Consider the following 16,820-nt stretch of genomic DNA (forward strand, 5'->3'; position numbering starts at 1 on the left):
GGGGTAGCGACAGTGGAGAACCTCATCGGATTGCTCGTCGCGGCACCACTGCTGGGCGCGGCGATCCTGCTGACCGGCGGCCGCCGGTTGGACCGTGTCGGCCACTGGCTCGGCACGCTCTTCGCGGCGGTGTCCTTCGGTATCGGCGCCGTGCTCTTCTTCGACATGCTCGGCAAGAGCGGCGAAGACCGCACGATGTACTCGCACCTGTTCAGCTGGGTGCCGGTCGGCGGCTTCCAGGCCGACATCGGCTTCCAGCTCGACCAGTTGTCGATGACCTTCGTGCTGCTGATCAGCGGTGTGGGCACGTTGATCCACATCTACTCGATCGGGTACATGGAGCACGACGAGCGGCGCCGCCGCTTCTTCGGCTATCTGAACCTGTTCGTGGCGGCGATGCTGCTGCTGGTCATCGCCGACAACTACTTCCTGCTGTACGTCGGCTGGGAGGGCGTCGGCCTCGCCTCGTACCTGCTGATCGGCTTCTGGCAGCACAAGCCGAGCGCGGCCACGGCGGCGAAGAAGGCGTTCCTCGTCAACCGCGTCGGTGACGTCGGTCTGTCCATCGCGATCATGCTGATGTTCACGACCTTCGGCACGTTCAGCTTCCAGCCGGTGCTGGCGCACGCGGGCGACGCGAGCGAGGGCAAGCTGACGGCCATCGGCCTGATGCTGCTGCTCGCCGCCTGCGGCAAGTCCGCCCAGGTGCCGCTGCAGTCCTGGCTCGGCGACGCGATGGAGGGCCCGACCCCGGTCTCGGCCCTGATCCACGCGGCGACGATGGTGACGGCGGGCGTGTATCTGATCACCCGGTCCGGCGCGATCTTCAACGGCGCCCCGGACGCGCAGGTCGCGGTGGTCACGGTCGGCGCGGTCACGCTGCTGTTCGGTGCGATCGTCGGTTGCGCGAAGGACGACATCAAGAAGGCCCTGGCGGGCTCGACGATGTCGCAGATCGGCTACATGATCATGGCGGCCGGGCTCGGCCCGATCGGCTATGTCTTCGCGATCATGCACCTGGTCACCCACGGCTTCTTCAAGGCCGGACTCTTCCTCGGCGCCGGATCGGTCATGCACGGCATGAACGACGAGGTCGACATGCGGAAGTACGGGGGCCTGCGCAAGTACATGCCGGTCACGTTCATCACCTTCGGCCTCGGCTATCTGGCGATCATCGGCTTCCCGGGTCTGTCCGGCTTCTTCTCCAAGGACAAGATCATCGAGGCGGCCTTCGCCAAGGGCGGCACCGAGGGCTGGATCCTCGGCGGCGCGGCCCTGCTGGGCGCCGCGATCACCGCGTTCTACATGACGCGCGTGATGCTGATGACGTTCTTCGGCGAGAAGCGCTGGGAGGCGGACGCGGAAGGCCACGAGCCGCACCCGCACGAGTCGCCCAAGTCCATGACCATCCCGATGATCGTGCTGGCCTTCGGCTCGGTCTTCGCGGGCGGGCTGTTCAGCCTGAACAGCTCCTTCCTGAAGTGGCTGGAGCCGGTCACCGGGCACGAGGAGGGGCACTCGCCCCTCAGCGCCACGACGGTGACGGCGGGCACGATGGTCGTGCTGGTCATCGGGGTCGCCCTGGCCTGGCTGATGTACGGGCGCAAGGCCGTGCCGGCCGTCGCTCCGCGCGGCTCGCTGCTGACCCGCGCCGCCCGGCGCGACCTGCTCCAGGACGACTTCAACCACGTCGTGCTGGTGCGCGGCGGCGAACACCTCACCCGCAGCCTGGTCTACCTGGACCACTCCCTGGTGGACGGTGCGGTCAACGGCACCGCCGCCGGGGTCGGCGGCCTCTCCGGCCGCCTGCGCAAGCTGCAGAACGGCTATGTCCGCTCGTACGCGGTGTCGATGCTGGGTGGCACGGCGGTCCTGGTCGCCGCGACTCTCCTGATGAGGGCGGTCTGATAACTCATGTCCTTTCCCCTCCTTACCGTCACGGCCGCCCTCCCGGCGGTCGGCGCGATCGCCACCGCCGCCGTACCGGCCGCGAAGCGCACTGTCGCCAAGTGGTCGGCGCTGGGCTTCTCGGTCGCGACGTTCGTGCTGGCCGTGATCGTCCTCGTCCGGTTCGAACCGGGCGGTGAGCGCTACCAGCTCACCGAGTCCCACGCGTGGATCAAGGACTTCGGGGTCCGCTACGAACTCGGCGTGGACGGCATCGGCGTCTCGCTGGTCGCGCTGACCGCCCTCTTGATCCCGTTCATCATCGCGGCGGGCTGGCACGACGCCGACCCCCTCGAGGACAAGAACCCCAACCGCCGCTGGCGGCCCACCCAGGGCTTCTTCGCCCTGATCCTGGCCGTCGAGGCGATGGTGGTGGTCTCCTTCGAGGCCACCGACGTCTTCCTCTTCTACATCTTCTTCGAAGCCATGCTCATCCCGATGTACTTCCTCATCGGCGGCTTCGGGGACCAGGCGCACGAGCACGGCGACGACGAGGCGGCCAAGCAGCGCTCGTACGCCGCCGTGAAGTTCCTGCTCTACAACCTGGTCGGCGGGCTCGTCATGCTGGCCGCCGTCATCGGGCTGTACGCGGCCAGCGCCGACCAGCTCGGCCACGGCACGTTCTCGCTCCAGGAGATCCTCCAGGCGCGCGCGGCCGGCAAGTTCGACCTGGCGTCCTCCACCGAGCGGTGGCTCTTCCTCGGCTTCTTCTTCGCCTTCGCGGTGAAGGCGCCGCTGTGGCCGCTGCACACCTGGCTGCCGAACGCGATGGGGGAGTCGACCGCGCCGGTCGCCGTCCTGATCACCGCGGTCGTCGACAAGGTCGGCACCTTCGCGATGCTGCGCTACTGCCTCCAGCTCTTCCCGGAGGCCAGCAAGTGGGCGACGCCGGTGATCCTGGTGCTCGCGGTGATCAGCATCATCTACGGTGCCCTGCTGGCCGTCGGCCAGCGCGACATCAAGCGGCTGATCGCCTACGCGTCCATCTCGCACTTCGGCTTCATCATCATGGGCATCTTCGCGATGACCACCCAGGGGCAGAGCGGCGCCGCGCTCTACATGGTCAACCACGGGATCTCGACCGCCGCGCTGCTGCTGGTGGCCGGCTTCCTGATCAGCCGGCGCGGCTCGCGGCTCATCGCCGACTACGGCGGGGTGCAGAAGGTGGCGCCGGTGCTCGCGGGCACCTTCCTGATCGGCGGACTGGCGACCCTGTCGCTGCCGGGGCTCGCCCCGTTCGTCTCCGAATTCCTGGTGCTCGTCGGCACGTTCAGCCGCTACCCGGCGCTCGGCATCATCGCCACCGTCGGCATCGTGCTCGCCGCGCTCTACGTCCTCGTCCTGTACCAGCGGACGATGACCGGGCCGGTGAAGGAGGGCATCGAGGGAATGCGGGACCTCCGGGTCCGCGAGGTCGCCGTGGTGGTCCCGCTGATCGCGCTGCTGCTCTTCCTCGGCGTGTACCCGAAGCCGCTCACGGACATCGTCAATCCCGCGGTCGGCCAGACGCTCTCCGACGTGCACAAGACCGACCCCAAGCCCGCGCTGGAGGCGACCAAGTGAGCGGAACAGCCGTCCACAGCCTGTGGACAATGGCGGCCCCCGCCGCAGACAAGATCCCCGCCCCGAAGATCGAGTACACCCAGCTGTCGCCCGTCCTGATCGTCTTCGGGGCAGCGGTCGTCGGGATCCTCGTCGAGGCGTTCCTGCCCCGTAAGTCCCGCTACCTGGGGCAGATCGCGGTCAGCGTCATCGGCCTCGCCGCCGCCTTCGCCGCCGTCGTGGCCCTGGCGGCCAGGGGCTACGGCACCACCAAGGCGCATGTCGCGGCCATGGGAGCGGTCGCCGTCGACGGCCCCGCGCTCTTCCTGCAGGGCACGATCCTGCTGGTCGGGCTGGTCGCGGTGTTCACCTTCGCCGAACGCCGGCTCGACCCGAAGGCGCACGGCCGCAAGGTCGACTCCTTCGCCGCCCAGGGCTCCGCCGTTCCCGGCGGCGACGCCGAGAAGGCCGCGGTCAAGGCCGGGTTCACCACCACCGAGGTCTTCCCGCTGCTGCTCTTCGCGGTCGGCGGCATGCTGATCTTCCCGGCCGCGTCCGACCTGCTGACGCTCTTCGTCGCGCTGGAGGTCTTCTCGCTGCCGCTGTACCTGCTCTGCGCGCTGGCCCGCCGCCGGCGCTTCATGTCGCAGGAAGCCGCGATGAAGTACTTCCTGCTGGGAGCCTTCTCGTCGGCCTTCCTGCTGTTCGGCATCGCGCTGCTCTACGGGTACGCGGGCACCGTCTCGTACTCCGGCATCGCCGCCGTCGTCGACGGCACCGCCAAGATGACCCCGGCGCTCGCCGCCACCACCGGCAACGACGCGCTGCTGCTCATCGGCACCGCGATGGTCGCGATGGGGCTGCTGTTCAAGGTCGGCGCCGTGCCGTTCCACATGTGGACCCCGGACGTCTACCAGGGCGCCCCGACCCCGGTGACCGGCTTCATGGCCGCCGCCACCAAGGTCGCCGCCTTCGGCGCGCTGCTGCGACTCCTCTACGTGGTCCTGCCGGGCATGCGCTGGGACTGGCGGCCGGTGATGTGGGGCGTCGCGATCCTGACGATGCTGGTCGGCGCGATCGTCGCCGTCACCCAGACCGATGTGAAGCGACTGCTGGCGTACTCGTCCATCGCGCACGCCGGATTCATCCTCGCGGGTGTCATCGCCACCACGCCGGACGGCGTCTCGTCGGTGCTCTTCTACCTCGCGGCGTACTCCTTCGTGACGCTCGGCGCCTTCGCCGTCGTCACCCTGGTCCGCGACGCGGGCGGCGAAGCCACCCACCTGTCCCACTGGGCCGGCCTCGGCCGCCGCTCGCCGCTCGTCGCGGCGGTCTTCGCGGTCTTCCTGCTGGCCTTCGCGGGCATCCCGCTGACCTCCGGCTTCGCCGGAAAGTTCGCGGTCTTCAAGGCGGCGGCCCAGGGCGGCGCGATGCCGCTGGTCATCGTGGGTGTGCTCTCCTCGGCCATCGCCGCGTTCTTCTACATCCGCGTCATCGTGCTGATGTTCTTCAGCGAACCGAAGCCCGACGGCCCCACCGTCGCCGTCCCGAGCGCCTGGACCTCCACGGCCATCGGCATCGGCGTGGCGGTGACGCTCGTGCTGGGCGTCATGCCGCAGTACTTCCTGGACCTCGCCGACAAGGCGGGCGTCTTCGTCCGCTGACCAACGGCACCACGGGAAACGGCCGTCGAACGCTTCAGGCGTTCGGCGGCCGTTCGCGTTCTCTCACGAGTGCGCATTCCACACGGTGGCCGCTTTCCCGGCTGCCACGTCGCACCACACCAGCTTGCCCGACAGCCCGAAGTGTTCCTCCCCGGTCAGGTAGTAACCCCATTCCTCGGAGAGGAGCTCGACCAGGTACAGCCCTCGACCGCGCTCGGAGTCCTCCCGTACGGACAGGCAATCGGGTGGTTTCGGGTTGTTGTCCCACACCGCGAGCCTCAGACGCTCCGCCCGCCAGTGGAGTCGTAACGACACCGGACCGTCGGAGTACTCCAGAGCGTTGGCGACCAACTCCGATGTGAGCAGCGCGGAGGTGTCCAGCAACGGGATCAGTTCGTGGGCGTCGAGGACGGAGCGCAAAGTGCCGCGCGCAACTCCCGCTCCACGCAGGTCATGCGGAATCTGGAGCCAGTAGTCCCACGGGGCGTCGGGGTGAGGTGGTTGCGGTACGGGTTTCGTTGTGATCATGGAATCTCCAGAAACGGGAGGGCTGATGCATGTGCGCCGACGTGCGGTGGCCACGCCCCTCATCGCAAGGGGTGCACTTCCGGCTTACGGGCAGCGCAAAATAGGGGTGCGAGCGGCGGGATGCCACCTGCGCCCCGGTGTGATCGAAGCAACACAGACGGTAGGGCACATGCATGAGACGGCACAAGCATGAGACGTAAGCTGGCGCGGGTTCGGTGAGGCCGCGCTACGCCCATGCGATATGCCCGGCCTGCCTTCAAGGGAGATGAACGGATGCCACCGAGGAGTTATCCCACGGCGCGACAGCGGCGCCTGGGGGCGGAGCTGCGCAAGCTCCGCGAGCATGCCGGGATGACCGCCCGGGAGGCGGGGGAGCGACTCGGTGGGAATCAGGCTCAGATCAGCCACATCGAGTCCGGTCGCTGGGGAGTCAGCGGCGACCGGGTGCGTATTCTCACCAGTCACTACTCGGCCGGGAACGCGGACTTGGTCGCAGCCTTGGTGGGCATGGCCGACGAACGCGGGAAGGGATGGTGGGACGAGTACCGGGAGGCCCTTCCGGCTGACTTTCGTGACATCGCCGAGCTTGAGCATCACGCGACCCTCATGCGTACGGTGCAGACCGTCACGGTCCCTGGAATTTTCCAGACCGAAGACTACGCGCGCGCCATGTTTGCAGCAGTGGTTCCCCCGCTCCCCTCCGAGGAGATCGGATCGCGAATCGAGCACCGCGTGCGCCGACGCGTCGTTTTCGAGCGAGAGGCGCCGCTGCCGTTCAGCGCGATCATCCACGAGGCTGCCCTGCGTATGCGCTTCGGTGGGCGCAAGGTGGCGCGCGAACAGCTGGATTTCCTGAGCACTGCTTCCGAGTGGGACTCAGTCACCATCCGTGTCATCCCGTTCACGTCCGAACTCGCGGTATCGGCACAGGGGATGCTCTATGCCTGCGGCGCGGTCCCTGAACTGGACACGGTCCAGCTCGACAGCGTGGCGGGTTCCGTATTCCTGGACGCCGAGGCCCAGTTGGACAAATACCGGGTCATCTACGCTGCGGTGGAGGGCATGGCCCTCGATATCGGAAAGTCCAGAGACCTCATCCATCACATCGCACAAGAATTGTGAGAGAACCGGCGATGGTCACACGCATCACATGGCAGAAGTCCTCTTTTTCGGAGGGGAACGGTAACTGCGTTGAGCTTGCTATGGGCCTCGGCGGCATACTCGTCCGCGAGAGCGACCGCCCCGACGAGGTGATCAGCACCACCCCTGCCCGCCTCCGCGCCTTTGTGTCCGGCATCAAGGCGGGCGAGTTCGACCACCTGCTCTGAGCATCCGTCCGCGGGGCGCTTCCTCGCTGATCCATGGCGAGCCGCACGAGGCGTGGCGGCACATCCATGCGCCGCTCCTCTTGTGTCAGTCACCTCCGTGACGCTAGCGTCACGGAGAGCGATCAATCGACTGTCGCAGCATGCGAGAACGCGAGGAGCCGTGATGCCCGAACGCGCCTCAATGCCATGGGGATTGACCCGCATGGCACCGTTTCCCGGCGACACGCCGGCGCCGGCCCCTCGGATCGTTCTGGACACCCGTACTCAGAGAGCGCGGTGGCTGGATACGGACGGTGTCGAGATCTCGGCGTGGTCGCAGCACAAGAAGTCCGAGACGTCGAAGGAGACGTCGACCAAGACGAGTCTTGACGGCACCCCTGATCAGGGCAGTGACCAGTCCGGCGACAGTGACTGAGGCGGAGCACGGGGACGCCTGCCCAGTCCTCGTGGTGACCCGGCTCGATGACCCGACCGCCGACATCGTGATCGCCGAGCTGAATCGTCGGGAAGTCCCGGTGGTCCGTCTTGATCCCGGCGACTTCCCCGTTTCGGTTCAGGTGAATGCGCTGTTCGGCTGCAGGAACTCTGCCGGCAGTGTGCGGACTGCCAGCCGTGTGCTGGATCTGGAACGCGTACGGTCCGTGTACTGGCGGCGCCCGAGCCCGTACCGCCACGACGCGTCCGACCAGGTGGCACGTTGGTCCGTCGAGCAGTCCCGGTACGGCCTCGGCGGAATTCTGGGGTCGCTGCGCGGCGCCCACTACGTGAACCATCCGTGGCGTAATCAGGATGCCGAGCACAAGCCCGCGCGGCTGGCAGTCGCGGCGCGCTGCGGCCTGGCGGTGCCGCCGACGCTCATGACGAACGATGTGGATCGGGCCCGCCGGTTCGCCCGGGACCACGGTCCGGTGGTCTACAAGCTGCTGCGCAGTACCGACTTCGTCGACGATGACGGCCGGGCCAACACGGTCTGGGTGGAAGAGGTTCCTCCGGAGGACATCGGCCCCGGCGTGGCGCAGACCTTGCATACCTTCCAACAGCGGGTCGACAAGTTGGCCGATGTGCGACTGACGATCGTGGGCGACGAACTGTTCGCCGCGCGGATCGACGGCTCTTCGTTCTTGGACTGGCGCCGGGACTACGACGCTCTCTCCTACCGGTTGGTCGAGACGCCCGGAGTGGTGGAAAAGGGTGTGCGCGCGTTCCTTGAGGCGTTCGGGCTGGTCTTCGGCGCCTTTGACTTCGGGCTCGACACCGATGGCCGGTGGTGGATGTACGAGTGCAATCCGAACGGGCAGTGGGCATGGTTCCCCGAGGCGATATCCGCCCGAATTGCCTCCGCCATCGCCGATCAGCTCCAGAGGTCCGGAGAATCCCATGCCTGTTGACGCCGCACAGCTCCGCAGTGCTCTGGCCGGACGGCTCCCTGCCGTGGATCCCGCCTGGCGCGCGGCTGTGGAGGCGGTTCCCCGCGAGTTGTTCTTCGACGGCGCCTTCTACCGCGCGCGACAGGGCCGACGGGGAACGGAATGGGAACCGGTCGTTCAGGCGCTGATCGGAGACGACGAGTGGCTGGCCCTCGTTTACGAGGACAGCACCTGGGTGACACAGATCGACGGCGCCGATGCCGACTGGAGTGCCGGAGTTGTCGCGGCGGGGGACGCGACCTCCTCGTCAACGCTTCCGTCCCTGGTCGTCCGGACACTGGAGGCGGCGGGCATCCGGGACGGGGACCGGGTGCTGGAGATCGGGACGGGCACGGGCTATTCGACCGCTCTACTGAGTCATCGCCTGGGCGAGAAGCACGTCACCTCGGTCGAGGTCGACCGCGCACTGGCCGCGCGTGCTGCCGCACATCTCGCCGCCGCCGGCTACGTCCCACGGTTGATCGTCGATGACGGACTCGACTGGCGCGACGAGGAGACGGAGTTCGATCGCCTCGTGGCCACGTGCTCCGTGCGTTCCATCCCGACTTCCTGGTTGTGGCAGGTGCGGGCCGGCGGCACCATCGCTGTCACGCTCAGCGGCTGGATGATGGCGTCAGGCCTGCTCCGCCTCACCGTCGGTGAGGACGGCGGCGCGCAAGGCAGCTTCACCGGGGAACCGATCTCCTACATGCTCGCCCGCCCGCACGGCCATCCGCCGCGCCCCACCTTCTTCCGGCACGAGGGGGAGGTCCGCCCCAGCCGGGTGAACCCGGTCCTGCTGGACGACCGGGCCGCCCACCTCGTCGCACAGCTCGCGGCACCCTCCGCCGAACTGCTCGGCTCCGGGGACGAGGTCACCCTCCTCGATGTGGCGACCGGCTCGCTGGCCTGGACGGAGGCGGCGGCGAGCGGGGACGGATGGAGCGTCCATCAGTACGGGCCGCTGCGCCTGTGGGACCAGGTGGAGACGGCTCTCGCAGGGTGGCAGAAGACCGGCTCGCCGCCGCTGTCCGCTTTCGGTGTGACGGTCACGCCGGATATGCAGCAGTCCGTCTGGATGGGTGATCCGGAGGGCCCCTCCTGGCGGCTGCCGGCCTGACCGGAACTGCGGCCGTCAAGCCGGTGCGGCTGATCGGCCGCAGTAGGTCCGGCTCTGTCGGCCGAAGGTGCGGGGGGTCAGCCCGCGCGGTACACCACCGCGTCGCACAGGCCCTCCAGGGCCTGCTTCGCGGCGCAGTCCGGGAGCGGGGCGAGGGTGGCGCGGGCTTCGTCGGCGTAGCGGACGGTGTCGCGGCGGGCCTGCTCCAGCGCGGGGTGGGCGCGCAGCAGGCGCAGCGCCTCGGCGTGCCGGTGGTCGTCGGTGAGGTCGCCGGCGAGGAGGTCGCAGAGGTGGCGGTCGGCCGGGGAGGCCGAGCCGTTGGCCGCGGCGACCCGGGTGCGCAGATGGAGCACCGGGAGGGTGGGGATGCCTTCGCGCAGGTCGGTGCCGGGGGTCTTGCCCGACTCGTGGCTGTCGCTGGCGATGTCGAGGATGTCGTCGGCGAGCTGGAAGGCGGTGCCGATGCGCTCGCCGTACTGGGTGAGGATGTCGACGACCGACTCGTCCGCGCCGGACATCATGGCCCCGAAGCGGCAGGAGACCGCGACGAGCGAGCCGCTCTTGCCGCTGATGACGTCGAGGTAGTGGTCGACGGGGTCGCGGCCGTCGGCCGGGCCCGCGGTCTCCAGGATCTGGCCGGTCACCAGCCGCTCGAAGGCCTCGGACTGGACGCGGACGGCCTCGGGGCCGAGGTCGGCCAGTATGTGCGAGGCGCGGGCGAACAGGAAGTCGCCGGTGAGGACGGCCACCGAGTTGTCCCAGCGGGCGTTCGCGCTGGGGACGCCGCGGCGCACGTCCGCCTCGTCCATCACGTCGTCGTGGTAAAGCGTCGCGAGGTGGGTGAGCTCCACGACCACCGCGGCGGGCACGATGCCCGGCGCGTGCGGGTCGCCGAACTGGGCGCCCAGCATCACCAGCAGCGGCCGGAATCGCTTGCCGCCCGCCCGCAGCAGATGGCGCGCGGCGCCGGCGATGAAGGGGACGTCGCTCTTGGTGGCCTCCAGGAGGCCCTCTTCCACGGCAAACAGCCCGGCCTGGACGTCGGCTTCGAGAGCCTCGTCCCGCACGCTCAACCCGAACGGCCCGACGACGTTCACGAGGGGTACTCCATTCGCTGAGATGCGTCTGAGGGGTGGCACTGCTTACACGGGCAGCGTAGCCGGTCCCCTCTCGATCTTTGCCGGGGCATCGCCCCTATATGGCCGGGACAGGTCATCCACATCAGGCCGTTCGGGATCTTGCCTCATATGATCCGCATTGATGCCTTTTATTCCGACCGATCGGGAGGCCGGCCGCCGGTGACCGACACGCTGACCGACGAAGCGGCCGATCCGGAGCCGCCCGCGTCCGACGACCACGCGTTCTTCGGGCATCCACGTGGGCTGCTGACGCTGTCGGGCCTGGAGGTCTGGGAGCGGTTCTCCTTCCTGGGCATGCAGGCGATCCTCGTCCTGTACTTCGCCGACTCGGTCGCCGGCGGCGGCCTGGGCATGAACCCGGGCACCGCCGCCTCCGTCTCGGCGGCGTACGGAACGATGGTCTACCTGGTCTCGGTCGGCGGCGGCTGGCTCGCCGACCGCATCCTCGGCTCGTACCGGGCGGTGCTGTGGGGCGGCATCCTCATCGCCGTCGGCCACTACTCGATGGCCTTCCCGACCCCCGCCATGACCTGGGCGGGCCTCGGGCTGATCAGCGCCGGCACCGGCCTGCTGAAACCCAACGTGGCCACCATGGTCGGCAAGCTCTACCGCACCGAGGACGAGCGCCGGGACGCCGGCTTCGCGCTGTACTACATGGGCATCAACGTGGGGGCCTTCCTCGGCCCGCTGATCACCGGCTGGCTCGGCGACCACAAGGGCTGGCACTGGGGATTCTCGGCCGCCGCGATCGGCATGACATTCGGCCTGATCCAGTACGTCGCGGGCCGCCGTCACCTGGCCGGCCGCAAGGCCTCCGCCGAATTCGAGCTGTCGCCTCGGGCCATGCGCCGTGCCGTCCGGCTGATCGTCGCCGGGCTGCTCGCCGTCGCCGTCCTGGCCACGGCGCTGGCGCTGGCCGGCTGGCTGACGATGGACCGCTTCGTCGACGTCCTGACGGTGGTCTCGGTGATCGCGCCGGTCGCCTACTTCGCCGTGATGTTCCGGAGCCCCCGGGTGACCGACGAGGAGCGCGGCCGGCTGCGCCCGTACGTCGTGCTGTTCCTGGCGTCCGTGGTATTCAACTTCATCCTGTTCCAGGCGTACTCGACGATGATGCTGCTGGCCTCGACCAACGCCCGCACGGAGATCCTCGGCTTCCACTTCCCGGCGAGCTGGTACGCCTCCGCGCTCGGCGCTTTCGAGGTCGCGCTCGCGCCCGTCGTCGCGGCGGTGTGGTCGCGGATGGGGCCCCGGCAGCCGCACGCGTCCAACAAGATCGCGTTCGGGGTGATCCTCGGCGGGCTGTCCTTCCTGCTCATGGTGCTGCCCACGTCCGGGCACAGCGACGACACGTACCAGATGGCCGTCTGGTGGATCGTCGGCTCGTATCTGCTGCTCGGGCTCGGCGACATCCTGCTGGAGACCTCCGGCATGTCGGCCACGACCAAGCTCGCGCCCCGGGCCTTCGCCAGCCAGACGATGGCGCTGTGGTTCCTGTCGCTCGCCCTCGCCAACGGCATCCAGGCACAGACCGTGAAGGTCTACGGCACGGTCTCCAACGTCGCCTACTTCGGTGTCAACGGCGCCGTCGCCGTACTCGCCGGGCTCGCGGTGGTCGCCGCCGCGCCCTGGCTGCGCCGCACGATGCACCCCGTCCACTGAACCCGTCCACCGATCCCGTCCACCGACTCCGTCCACTGACCCGCCGCCGACGTCGTAGGGAGCCTCGCCGATGCGCATCCGTACCGAATTCCCCTACACGACCTTCGTCGAGGACGTCCGGATCCCGCTGCCCGACGGCACCCGGCTGTACGCGCGCATCTGGCGGCCGTACGCCGACGAACCGGTGCCCGCGCTGCTGGAGTACCTCCCGTACCGGCTCTACGACTGGACGGCGCCGCGCGATTCGCAGCGGCACCCCTGGTACGCGGGCCACGGCTACGCCTCCGTGCGGGTGGACGTGCGCGGCCACGGCAACTCCGAGGGGCTGCCGGGCGACGAGTACGACGCCGCGGAGCTGGCGGACGGCGTCGCGGTCGTCGAATGGCTGGCCGCGCAGTCCTGGTGCACCGGCCGGGTCGGGATGTTCGGCATCTCCTGGGGCGGTTTCAACAGCCTGCAGATCGCCGCGCTCGCGCCACCGGCCCTCCAGGCCGTCGTCACCGTCTGCTCCACCGACGACCGCTACGACAACGACGTGCACTACATGGGCGGCTCGGTCCTCGCAGTCGACATGCACGCCTGGGCCGCGACGATGCTCGCCTTCGTCTGCCGGCCGCCCGATCCCACGGCGGTCGGTGACAGCTGGCGGCAGATGTGGCTGGAACGGCTCGAAGTCGTCGATCCGTTCATCCATACGTGGCTCGGCCACCAGAGCCGTGACGCGTACTGGCAGCACGGCAGCGTGTGCGAGGACTACTCCGCGGTCAAGGCGGCCGTCCTCGCCGTCGGCGGCTGGCACGACCCGTACCGGGACACCGTGCTGCGCCTCGTCGAGCAGCTGGACGCCCCCGTCCGCGGGCTGATCGGCCCCTGGTCCCACCAGTACCCCGACCGGGGCCTGCCGCCCGGGCCCGCCATCGGCTTCCTCCAGGAGACGCTGCGCTGGTGGGACCACTGGCTGAAGGACAAGCCCACGGGGGTGATGGACGATCCCCTGTTGCGCGCCTGGATCAGCGAGTCGCACCCGCCGGCCACGGTCTACGAGGAACTGCCGGGCCGCTGGGTCGGTGAGGACAGCTGGCCGTCGCCCGCCGTCACCTACACGCCGTACGCGCTGCCCGGCGGCCCGGTGCGGGTCGACTCCCCGCAGCACACCGGGGTCGACGCCGGCCGTTTCTTCCCGTTCGGCAACGACGCCGACCTGCCGCCGGAGCAGCGCGAGGAGGACGGCCGCTCGGTCTGCTTCGACTCCGCGCCGCTCACCGACCGCGTCGAGGTCCTCGGTCGCCCCCGGGTCCGGCTGCGGCTGCGCTGCGACGCGCCGCGCGGCCAGGTCATCGCCCGGGTCTGCGACGTGGCACCGGACGGCTCCTCCACGCTCGTCACCCGTGGCGTCCTCAACCTCCTGGCGCGGCACGGCCGGGACCGGGCGGTGGAGTGGACCCCGGGCGAGACCGAGGACATCACGTTCGAGCTCAACGGCATCGGCCACGCGTTCCCGCACGGCCACCGCATCCGGCTCGCGCTGTCCTCCGCCTACTGGCCGTGGATCTGGCCGCACGCGCAGCCCGAGAACGCCTCAGGCTTCACCATCGAGGCCGCCGAAAGCGCGCTCGACCTGCCGGTCCGGGCCCCGTCGCCGTCCGCGATCCCGCTGCACTTCGAGGAACCGGAACAGGCCCCGCCGCTCCCGGTGGTCTTCCCCGGCGCGCCCGAGCCGCGCCCCGAGCGGGTCGTCACCCGCGATGTCGCCACCGGCGCCTGGCAGTTGGACGTCGACCCGCGCTACGGCGGTACCCGGATCTACCCCGACGGCCTCGAATTCACCGAGGACGCCCTGGAGACCTACCGCATCGAATCCGGCGACCCGCTCTCCGCCGCCACCCGCTCCCTGTGGCACGTCCGGCTGCGCCGTCCGGACCTGGGCTGGGACGTCAGCATCGACACCCGGTCCGAGATCCAGGCGGACGCCACGCACTTCGTCACCTTCAACGAGGTGACCTGCCACTCCGGCGACGAGACCGTCTTCCACCGCACCTGGAACCGCCGCATCCCGCGGACGGCGGGCTGAAAACGGCGAACGGCCGCCGAACGCCTGAAGCGTTCGACGGCCGTCCCCGTACTGACCCCGCGAGGGGATCTCAGGCCTTGACGTCCACCAGTGTTCTGCCGTCCAGGGTCCGCACCTCGTAGTGGTCGACCTCGTTCGGCTGCATGGCTGCGCCGCCGTGCATGTAGAGGGGGGTGCGCGCGGTGTCGTGGGGGCTGTCCGGGATGCCGTAGCCCCAGGGGCCGACCGCCCAGGTGGTGACGGTCTGCTGGTCGCCGTTCTTGCCGACGGCGACGAGGCTGCAGCGCAGCGGGCCCTTCACGTTGCCGAGTTCCAGGACGACGTGGCTGCCCCAGGCCTTCTTCTCGACGCCGATGGTGGCGCTGACCTTGGTGGCGGGGTCGGTGCCGGAGACCTTGGCGGAGGCCGGTATCAGATCGAAGGCGGCCTCGGCGGGCCCGCCGGGGGCATGGTCGGCGACCGCCGAGGTCGTGTCGCCCGAGGTGGCCTGGACGGCGATCAGCGGGCCGCCGATGATCAGGACGGCGGCGGCCGCGACCAGGACCATCCGGCGGCGCCGCGTCCTGGCGCGGACCTCGGCGACCTCGTCGAGCAGCCGGCCGAGCAGCGCGTCATCGGAGCGGTCGGGAACGGAAAGGAAGGCGCCGGGGTCGGGGGTCGCCGCCGCGTACTCGGCGAGCAGTGGTTCGAGGCCCGCGAGCGAGTCGAGTTCGGCCATGCAGAGCTCACAACCGGCCAGATGCGTCTCGAACCGGGTGGCGTCCGCGTCGTCGAGGAGTCCGAGGGCGTACGCCCCGACGTCCGCGTGCTGCTCCTGCGGCGACGTCATGATGTCGTCACTCCTCGTTCCTCGAGCGCGAGTTTGAGCGAGCGCAGCGCGTAGAAGATCCGCGACCGCACCGTTCCCGCGGGTATGCCGAGCACCGCGGCGGCGTCCTCGACCGTGCGCCCCCGCAGATAGGTCTCGGCGAGCACCTGCCGGTGGGCGGCCGTCAGGTCGGCCATCGCGTCGGAGATGGTCATGAGCCGGAGCACCTTGTCCATCTCGTCCTGGGCCGGCAGCAGGTCCAGGGGGCCGGGATCGACCTCCTGGGGGCGGGCCTGCCGGCTGCGATGGCCGTCGATGACCAGCCGGCGCGCCACCGTCACCAGCCAGGGACGGACGGATCCGGTGGCGCGCTCCAACTGGTCGCTGTTGCGCCAGGCGCGCAACAGCGTCTCCTGCACAACGTCCTCGGCCCGGTGCCGGTCCCCCGCGACCAGCCGCAGTACATAGGCGAGCAGGGGTCCCGCGTGCTCCTTGTAGAGCGTCCGCATCAGCTCTTCGCTCGGTTCCGTGGCCACGGGCGAATCCTTCCGCACCCGATCCTCCAGGTCGAGACCGTCTGGGGATTGATCAACAGCGGATCAGAATTCGGATCAGAATCCGGATCAGTATCCGGAGGTGTCGCCGCCGGTGCTCGTGCCGGCGCCGCTCGCCGCCTTCTTGCCCTGCGGGCTGCTCACGAACCACGTTCCGCCGACGCCCTGGCCGAGGGTGTCGCCGGCCTTGGTGTCCTTGGCGAAGCGGTAGAGCGGCCAGCCGCCGAGGGTGAGTTGCTTGCTGCCGTCGGCGCGGGTGACGGTGGCCACCAGGCTCCTGTCGATGCCGGTCACGGTCACGCTGTCCTTGGCGAGGGCCGGCGGCCACTTGACGGCGCAGTCGCCCGCGCAGTTCGACGCCGACGGGTGCGCGGTGTCCTTGTCGAAGCGGTAGAGCGTGCGGCCCTGGTCGTCGGTGACCATCGCGGCGAAGGCCGGGGTCTTCGCCGCGATCAGGGCGCCGGTGGGCGCGGGCAACTGCGCCGCGGGCTGTCCCGCGGGCTGCTGCGAGGCCGGCTGCGAGGTGGCCGGCGGCGTCGAGGGCTGGTCCTGCGCGCCCGACGCGTCGGAGTCCGTCGGGCCGCAGGCGGTGACGGCGAGCGCCAGAACCGCGATTCCGGAGGCGGCGAAGAGACGGGTACGGCTGGTGCGAATGGGCTTGGACATGACGGTTCCCCCTGGTGGCAGTGCGTGGACGGTGCGACGTTCGCGTCCTTCCATACGCAGCGGCCGCGCCGGCCCACTCAACGATCCGCGAAAAAAGTTTTGGGAGATTCGCTCAACAACCCACCCTGGACTGGCGATTGTGCGGTATACGCAAACGGTGCCCGTCCGACTCAACGTCCGAGCCGTGATTCTCACCGCACGTGAGGGTTGCCCCTGAGCGCCGGGGGACGGCCGAACCCGGCTGAAGGGGTCCGAATGCCTCCGAAACGGGCCCCCGGCGGGCTCTCCGGTACCTCCGGGGCTTCCACCGACCCGTGTACGTCCTCGGGGTTCGTCATCCCGGGGGCGTACACAGGGTTGCTCCCGGCGGCTGATGTGCTGGGGC

General features: G+C 69.5%; 15 protein-coding genes. 10 read left to right on the forward strand and 5 right to left on the reverse strand.

What is annotated here, in order from left to right; genetic code table 11:
- The first annotated feature begins 12 nt into the window (after positions 1-12).
- The 3 genes from nuoL to nuoN are packed head-to-tail and all read left to right on the forward strand — an operon-like array spanning position 13 to position 5,153.
- Complete coding sequence (nuoL, locus tag LNW72_RS23580; RefSeq protein ID WP_250977211.1) at positions 13-1,908, forward strand: NADH-quinone oxidoreductase subunit L; 1,896 nt, start codon at positions 13-15, stop codon at positions 1,906-1,908.
- A 6-nt stretch (positions 1,909-1,914) separates the two neighbouring features.
- Entirely contained in the window at positions 1,915-3,510 is a 1,596-nt protein-coding gene (locus LNW72_RS23585) for an NADH-quinone oxidoreductase subunit M (RefSeq protein ID WP_250977212.1), read from the forward strand.
- Positions 3,507-5,153, forward strand: a complete 1,647-nt coding sequence (gene nuoN, locus LNW72_RS23590; protein ID WP_250977213.1) for an NADH-quinone oxidoreductase subunit NuoN — start codon at positions 3,507-3,509, stop codon at positions 5,151-5,153. The genes LNW72_RS23585 and nuoN overlap by 4 nt, the downstream gene beginning before the upstream one ends.
- Before the next feature lie 63 nt (positions 5,154-5,216).
- Here nuoN and LNW72_RS23595 read toward each other — a convergent pair whose 3' ends face one another.
- Positions 5,217-5,681, reverse strand: a complete 465-nt coding sequence (locus tag LNW72_RS23595) for an ATP-binding protein (RefSeq protein ID WP_250977214.1) — start codon at positions 5,679-5,681, stop codon at positions 5,217-5,219.
- A gap of 273 nt (positions 5,682-5,954) precedes the next feature.
- Between LNW72_RS23595 and LNW72_RS23600 the strand changes: the two genes are divergently transcribed.
- From LNW72_RS23600 to tgmC, 5 genes are all read left to right on the forward strand, one after another.
- Positions 5,955-6,803, forward strand: coding sequence for a helix-turn-helix transcriptional regulator (locus LNW72_RS23600; RefSeq protein WP_250980280.1), 849 nt, complete (start codon positions 5,955-5,957; stop codon positions 6,801-6,803).
- A gap of 11 nt (positions 6,804-6,814) precedes the next feature.
- Positions 6,815-7,009 (forward strand): DUF397 domain-containing protein, encoded by a 195-nt coding sequence (locus tag LNW72_RS23605; protein WP_250977215.1) that lies wholly within the window; start codon positions 6,815-6,817, stop codon positions 7,007-7,009.
- A gap of 163 nt (positions 7,010-7,172) precedes the next feature.
- Complete coding sequence (tgmA, locus tag LNW72_RS23610) at positions 7,173-7,424, forward strand: putative ATP-grasp-modified RiPP (RefSeq protein WP_250977216.1); 252 nt, start codon at positions 7,173-7,175, stop codon at positions 7,422-7,424.
- 34 nt (positions 7,425-7,458) lie between these two features.
- Positions 7,459-8,397, forward strand: a complete 939-nt coding sequence (gene tgmB / locus LNW72_RS23615; protein WP_250977217.1) for an ATP-grasp ribosomal peptide maturase — start codon at positions 7,459-7,461, stop codon at positions 8,395-8,397.
- On the forward strand, positions 8,387-9,535 hold the full coding sequence (gene tgmC / locus LNW72_RS23620) for an ATP-grasp peptide maturase system methyltransferase (RefSeq protein ID WP_250977218.1): 1,149 nt from the start codon (positions 8,387-8,389) through the stop codon (positions 9,533-9,535). Before tgmB ends, tgmC begins: the two co-directional genes overlap by 11 nt.
- 77 nt (positions 9,536-9,612) lie before the next feature.
- Here the strand turns inward: tgmC and LNW72_RS23625 are convergent, their stop codons facing one another.
- Positions 9,613-10,632, reverse strand: coding sequence for a polyprenyl synthetase family protein (locus tag LNW72_RS23625; protein WP_250977219.1), 1,020 nt, complete (start codon positions 10,630-10,632; stop codon positions 9,613-9,615).
- A 150-nt stretch (positions 10,633-10,782) separates the two neighbouring features.
- Here LNW72_RS23625 and LNW72_RS23630 point away from each other — a divergent pair, with 150 nt between their 5' ends.
- A complete protein-coding gene (locus LNW72_RS23630) occupies positions 10,783-12,336 on the forward strand; it encodes a peptide MFS transporter (RefSeq protein ID WP_285369705.1) in 1,554 nt (517 codons plus the stop codon).
- Positions 12,337-12,406: 70 nt separating this feature from the next.
- Entirely contained in the window at positions 12,407-14,407 is a 2,001-nt protein-coding gene (locus LNW72_RS23635) for a CocE/NonD family hydrolase (RefSeq protein ID WP_250977221.1), read from the forward strand.
- Between the two features lie 70 nt (positions 14,408-14,477).
- Here LNW72_RS23635 and LNW72_RS23640 read toward each other — a convergent pair whose 3' ends face one another.
- The 3 genes from LNW72_RS23640 to LNW72_RS23650 form a co-directional block, all read right to left on the reverse strand.
- Positions 14,478-15,236, reverse strand: coding sequence for a zf-HC2 domain-containing protein (locus LNW72_RS23640; protein WP_250977222.1), 759 nt, complete (start codon positions 15,234-15,236; stop codon positions 14,478-14,480).
- Positions 15,233-15,724 (reverse strand): sigma-70 family RNA polymerase sigma factor, encoded by a 492-nt coding sequence (locus LNW72_RS23645; RefSeq protein ID WP_250980281.1) that lies wholly within the window; start codon positions 15,722-15,724, stop codon positions 15,233-15,235. The genes LNW72_RS23640 and LNW72_RS23645 overlap by 4 nt, the downstream gene beginning before the upstream one ends.
- 114 nt (positions 15,725-15,838) lie before the next feature.
- A complete protein-coding gene (locus LNW72_RS23650) occupies positions 15,839-16,435 on the reverse strand; it encodes a hypothetical protein (protein WP_250977223.1) in 597 nt (198 codons plus the stop codon).
- Between the last annotated feature and the right edge of the window lie 385 nt (positions 16,436-16,820).

The organism is Streptomyces sp. RKAG293 (assembly GCF_023701745.1).
Taxonomy (GTDB): domain Bacteria; phylum Actinomycetota; class Actinomycetes; order Streptomycetales; family Streptomycetaceae; genus Actinacidiphila.